This window comes from Mesorhizobium sp. M2C.T.Ca.TU.002.02.1.1 (assembly GCF_003997225.1).
Map to the genome: position 1 here is coordinate 1 of NZ_RZTO01000469.1, position 4,893 is coordinate 4,893.

The 4,893-nt window shown below is 66.3% G+C and carries 4 protein-coding genes; 3 read left to right on the forward strand and 1 reads right to left on the reverse strand.

The features are described from left to right. Both EOD07_RS22460 and lptE read left to right on the forward strand, forming a co-directional pair. Nucleotides 1–1,632 (forward strand): leucine--tRNA ligase (locus EOD07_RS22460; protein ID WP_127237023.1); only part of this gene is annotated, 1,632 nt, incomplete at its 5' end. Next, nucleotides 1,619–2,200 carry an LPS assembly lipoprotein LptE gene (lptE, locus tag EOD07_RS22465; RefSeq protein WP_127237024.1) on the forward strand — a complete coding sequence of 194 codons (582 nt, stop codon included), beginning with the start codon at nucleotides 1,619–1,621 and terminating at the stop codon, nucleotides 2,198–2,200. The genes EOD07_RS22460 and lptE, both read left to right, overlap by 14 nt. A 206-nt stretch (nucleotides 2,201–2,406) precedes the next feature. Here lptE and fsa read toward each other — a convergent pair whose 3' ends face one another. Beyond that, on the reverse strand, nucleotides 2,407–3,063 hold the full coding sequence (fsa, locus tag EOD07_RS22470; RefSeq protein ID WP_067001514.1) for a fructose-6-phosphate aldolase: 657 nt from the start codon (nucleotides 3,061–3,063) through the stop codon (nucleotides 2,407–2,409). A 90-nt stretch (nucleotides 3,064–3,153) separates the two neighbouring features. Here fsa and priA point away from each other — a divergent pair. Further along, nucleotides 3,154–4,893 (forward strand): primosomal protein N' (gene priA / locus EOD07_RS22475; protein WP_127237025.1); only part of this gene is annotated, 1,740 nt, incomplete at its 3' end.

Consider the following 4,893-nt stretch of genomic DNA (forward strand, 5'->3'; position numbering starts at 1 on the left):
ATGGAATATGGCACCGGCGCCATTTTCGGCTGTCCGTCGGGCGACCAGCGCGACCTCGACTTCGCCAACAAATACGGCCTGCCGGTGATCCCGGTGGTGATGCCGGAAGGAGCCGACGCCAAGACCTTCCAGATCATCGAGGAGGCCTATGTCGACGACGGCGTGATGATCAATTCGCGTTTCCTCGACGGCATGAAGCCCGAGAAGGCTTTCGACGAAGTGGCGAAGCTGCTGGAAGCAAAGACGATCGGCGGCCGGCCTATGGCGGAGCGCAAGGTGAATTTCCGCCTTCGCGACTGGGGCATCTCGCGCCAGCGCTACTGGGGCTGCCCGATCCCGATGATCCATTGCGAGGCGTGCGGCGTCGTGCCGGTGCCGAAGGCCGACCTGCCGGTGAAGCTGCCCGACGACATCGAGTTCGACCGTCCGGGCAACCCGCTCGACCGGCATCCGACCTGGCGGCATGTGAAGTGTCCGCAATGCGGCCGCGATGCGCGGCGCGAGACCGACACGATGGACACGTTCGTCGATTCGTCGTGGTATTTCGCCCGCTTCACCGCGCCCTGGGCGAATGAGCCGACCGAGCCGAAAGCGGCCGACGAATGGCTGGCGGTCGACCAGTATATCGGCGGCATCGAGCACGCGATCCTGCACCTGCTCTATTCGCGCTTCTTCACCCGCGCCATGCGCGAGACCGGTCATCTCAATCTGGCCGAGCCGTTCAAGGGCCTGTTCACCCAGGGCATGGTGGTGCACGAGACCTATCGCGTCGGCGGCCCGTCCAACAACGGGCGCTGGCTGTCGCCGAGCGAGGTCAGGCTCGAGGACTTGGGCGGCAAGCGCCGCGCCATCGAGATCGCCTCCGGAGAGGAGGCGACCATCGGCGCGCTGGAAAAGATGTCGAAGTCGAAGAAGAACACGGTGAGCCCGGAAGAGATCACCGACGGCTATGGCGCCGACACGGCGCGCTGGTTCATGCTGTCGGATTCGCCGCCGGAGCGCGACGTCGAATGGACCGACGACGGCGCCGCCGGCGCGCACCGCTTCGTGCAGCGCATCTGGCGCCTGGTGCAGATCGCGGCCGACGAGCTTTCCGGCGTGAAGCCCGTAGCGGCGAAGGACGGCGAGGCGGGCGCCGTGTCCAAGGCCGCGCACAAGATCCTGAAAGCGGTCGGCGAGGACATCGAGAAGCTCGGCTTCAACCGCGCCATCGCCCGCATCTACGAGCTCGCCAACGCGCTGGCGACGCCGCTCAGCGATGTCTCCGAAGGCAAGGCGGATGCCGCGCTGAAGGGCGCCTGCCGCGAGGCGGTGGAGATCCTGGTGCATATCATCGCGCCGGTCATGCCGCATCTGGCGGAGGAATGCTGGGAAGCGCTGGGCGGCAACGAGATGGTCGCCGAGCGGCCATGGCCGGTCTACGATCCGGCGCTGGTCGTCGACAACGAGATCGTGCTACCGGTGCAGGTCAATGGCAAGAAGCGCGGGGATTTGACAATTGCCCGCGACGCGGATCAAGGTGCCGTCGAAAAAGCGGTGCTGGCTCTCGACTTCGTGCAAAAAGCACTGGAAGGTAAAGCTCCGCGCAAGGTGATCATCGTCCCGCAGAGGATCGTCAATGTCGTTGCCTGATCCGGTGAAGTCAGAAGGGCCCCGCTTGCGCGGCCGCCTGGCGGTCTGCGGCATGGCCGCCGCGCTTGCGCTGGTCTCGGCCTGCACGGTCAGGCCGCTTTATTCCAACCAGCCGCTGTCGCCCGGATCGCAGCTCAGCGCCTCCGCCGAGCTTGGCTCCATCTCGATCAAGCCGGTCAACACCCGCTACGCGCAGCAGGTGCGCAACAATCTGATCTTCGCTTTCGGGCAAGGCTCGGGTGAGCCGGCCTCGCCAGCCTATACGCTCGATCTCGGCGTCACCGAGCTCGTCGAATCAGCGGCCATCGTGCAGGTGCAGACCCAGGAAGACGAGCCGACGGCGGGCACGGTCACGCTGACCGCCAATTACGTGCTGCGCGATACCGCGACCAACACGGTGATTGCGGTGGGCAAACGCTCGATCCCCTCATCCTTCGACCGGCCGCGCCAGGAATTCGCGGCCTATCGCGCGCAGATCGACGCCGAGAACCGCGCCGCGCGCGAGCTGGCCGACCTGCTGCGGCTGTCGATCGCGCAGGATTTGGCCAAGCACGGCAAGAAAGCCTGAGCCGTACCGATATTCAGGTGAGGCCGGCCTGCGAACGGCGGTTTTCTCCGCTTCCGGTGCTCACGTACTTCAGTACGCTCCGCTCCGGTTCTCGAAAACCACCGTTCTCGACTCGGCCTGACCTGAATCTCGGCACGCCTTCGCGCACCGTTTGAAACAAAAAAGGCCGGTCACCCGGCCTTTCTCTGTTCTGCAAAATGCCAGCCTCAGCCGATCTTCTGGCCGGTCTTGGCCCAGTCGGCGAGGAAGGCGGCGAGGCCCTTGTCGGTCAGCGGGTGGTTGACAAGCGCCTTCAGCGTCGCCGGCGGCGCGGTGACGATATCGGCACCGATCAGCGCGGCCTGCTTGACGTGGTTCACCGTGCGCACCGAAGCGGTCAGGATCTCGGTCTTGAAATCGTAATTGTCGTAGATGGTGCGGATTTCCGAGATCAGCTCCATGCCGTCCGAGCCGGTGTCGTCGATGCGGCCGACGAAAGGCGAGATGAAGGAGGCGCCGGCCTTGGCGGCGAGCAGCGCCTGGTTGGCCGAGAAGCAAAGCGTGACGTTGACCATGCGGTTCATCTCGGTGCGGATGGTCTTGCAGGCCTTGAGGCCGTCCAGCGTCAGCGGCACCTTGATGGCCACGTTCGGCGCGATCTTGGCCAGCACCTCGGCTTCGGCCATCATCTGCTTGTATTCGGTCGCGACGACCTCGGCCGAGACCGGGCCTTCGACGATGTCGCAGATCTGCTTGGTGACTTCGGCGATCTTGCCGCCCGATTTCAGGATCAGCGAGGGGTTGGTGGTGACGCCGTCGAGAAGCCCCAGATCGTGCAGCTCCTTAATTTCCTTGATGTCAGCGGTGTCGACGAAAAACTTCATGGCTGTCTCCTTGGGGATCGCCCGGCGACTGCCAGGCACGTAAGAGGGTCCCCTTTGATCTAGAGCAAAGTCGAGGCAAGGTCACGCCTGATGATGGAAGATTCGCCCTTTGTCGCGGCCGCGCCCGTGCTGGTGCCGATGCCCGCCGAACGGCCCTACACCTATGCCGTGCCGCCCGGCATGCGCGTGGTGCCGGGCTCGATCGTGCGCGTGCCGCTCGGGCCTCGGCAAGTGGCCGGCATCGTCTGGGACGGCGCGGTCGAGGCGGTCGATGCAAGGAAATTGCGGCCGATCGAGGAGGTGTTCGACTGCCCGCCGATCGACAAGGACATGCGCCGCTTCGTCGACTGGATCGCACAATACACGCTGTCGGCCCCCGGCATGGTGGCGCGCATGCTGCTGCGCGCGCCGGAGGCCTTCGACCCGGAGCCATGGATCGAGGGATTGCAACGCACGTTGGCCGGGCCCGACCGGCTGACCGACGCGCGGCGACGCGTGCTCGAAACCGCCGAGGGCGGCCTCGCCTGGACACGCTCGGGGCTGGCGCATGCGGCGGGCGTGTCCTCGACCGTCATCGATGGGTTGCGGGCCCAGGGCGTGTTCGAGACGGTGATGATCCCGCCGCGCCCGGTGGTGGCGGCGCCCGATCCCGGCCATGCCGTGCCGGAATTGATGCCGGACCAGAAAGCGGCGGCCGAAAAACTGCGCGCCGCTGTCGCTGCCGATGGCTTCAACGTCACGCTGCTCGACGGCGTCACCGGCTCAGGCAAGACCGAAGTCTATTTCGAGGCGGTGGCGGCGGCGCTCGACAAGGGCAGGCAGGTGCTGATCCTGTTGCCCGAAATCGCGCTGACGCACGCCTTCCTCGAACGCTTCCAGGACCGGTTCGGCGCCAAGCCGGCGGAGTGGCATTCCGACCTGCCGCCGAGGATGCGCGAGCGCGTCTGGCGGCAGGTGGCCGAAGGCGGCGTGAGGGTCGTCGCCGGCGCGCGCTCGGCGCTGTTCCTGCCGTTCAAGGAACTCGGCCTGATCGTCGTCGACGAGGAGCACGACCCCGCCTACAAGCAGGAAGACCGGGTCTTCTACAACGCGCGCGACATGGCGGTGGTGCGCGGCCATATCGGCGGCTTTCCGGTCGTGCTCGCCTCGGCGACACCATCGGTGGAAAGCCGCGTCAACGCCAGCCAGGGCCGCTACCACCGGGCCGTGCTGTCGTCGCGCTTCGCGGAGGCGGCGCTCCCCGACCTGAAGTCGATCGACATGCGGCGCTCGCCGCCGGCGCGCGGCGGCTTCCTGTCGCCGGTGCTTCTGGAACAGATGCAGCGCACGCTGGAGAGGAAAGAGCAGTCGCTGCTCTTCCTCAACCGGCGCGGCTATGCGCCGCTGACGCTCTGCCGGGTCTGCGGCCACCGTTTCGGCTGCCCGGTCTGTTCGGCCTGGTTGGTCGAGCATCGCTTTCGCGGCCAGCTCGTCTGCCATCATTGCGGCCACAACGAGCGGCGGCCCGAGGCCTGCCCGGAATGCGGCACGCTTGATCATCTCGTTGCCTGCGGGCCGGGCGTCGAGCGAATCGCCGAGGAAGTGGTTGCCCATTTCCCGGATGCCCGCACCATCGTGCTGTCGTCCGATCTTCTCGGCGGCGTGCGCCGGCTCAGGCTCGAACTGGAGGCCGTCGCCAATGGCGAAGCCGATATCGTCATCGGCACGCAGCTCGTCGCCAAGGGCCATAATTTTCCCGGCATGACGCTGGTCGGCGTGGTCGACGCGGACCTGGGATTGGCCAATGGCGATCCGCGCGCCGCCGAGCGCACCTTCCAATTGCTCAGTCAG

Bases quoted from the DNA above. Each gene is read 5' to 3' on its own strand.
- fsa (WP_067001514.1), bottom strand. From the start codon at position 3,063: ATGAAGTTTTTCGTCGACACCGCTGACATCAAGGAAATTAAGGAGCTG.
- lptE (WP_127237024.1), top strand. From the start codon at position 1,619: ATGTCGTTGCCTGATCCGGTGAAGTCAGAAGGGCCCCGCTTGCGCGGC.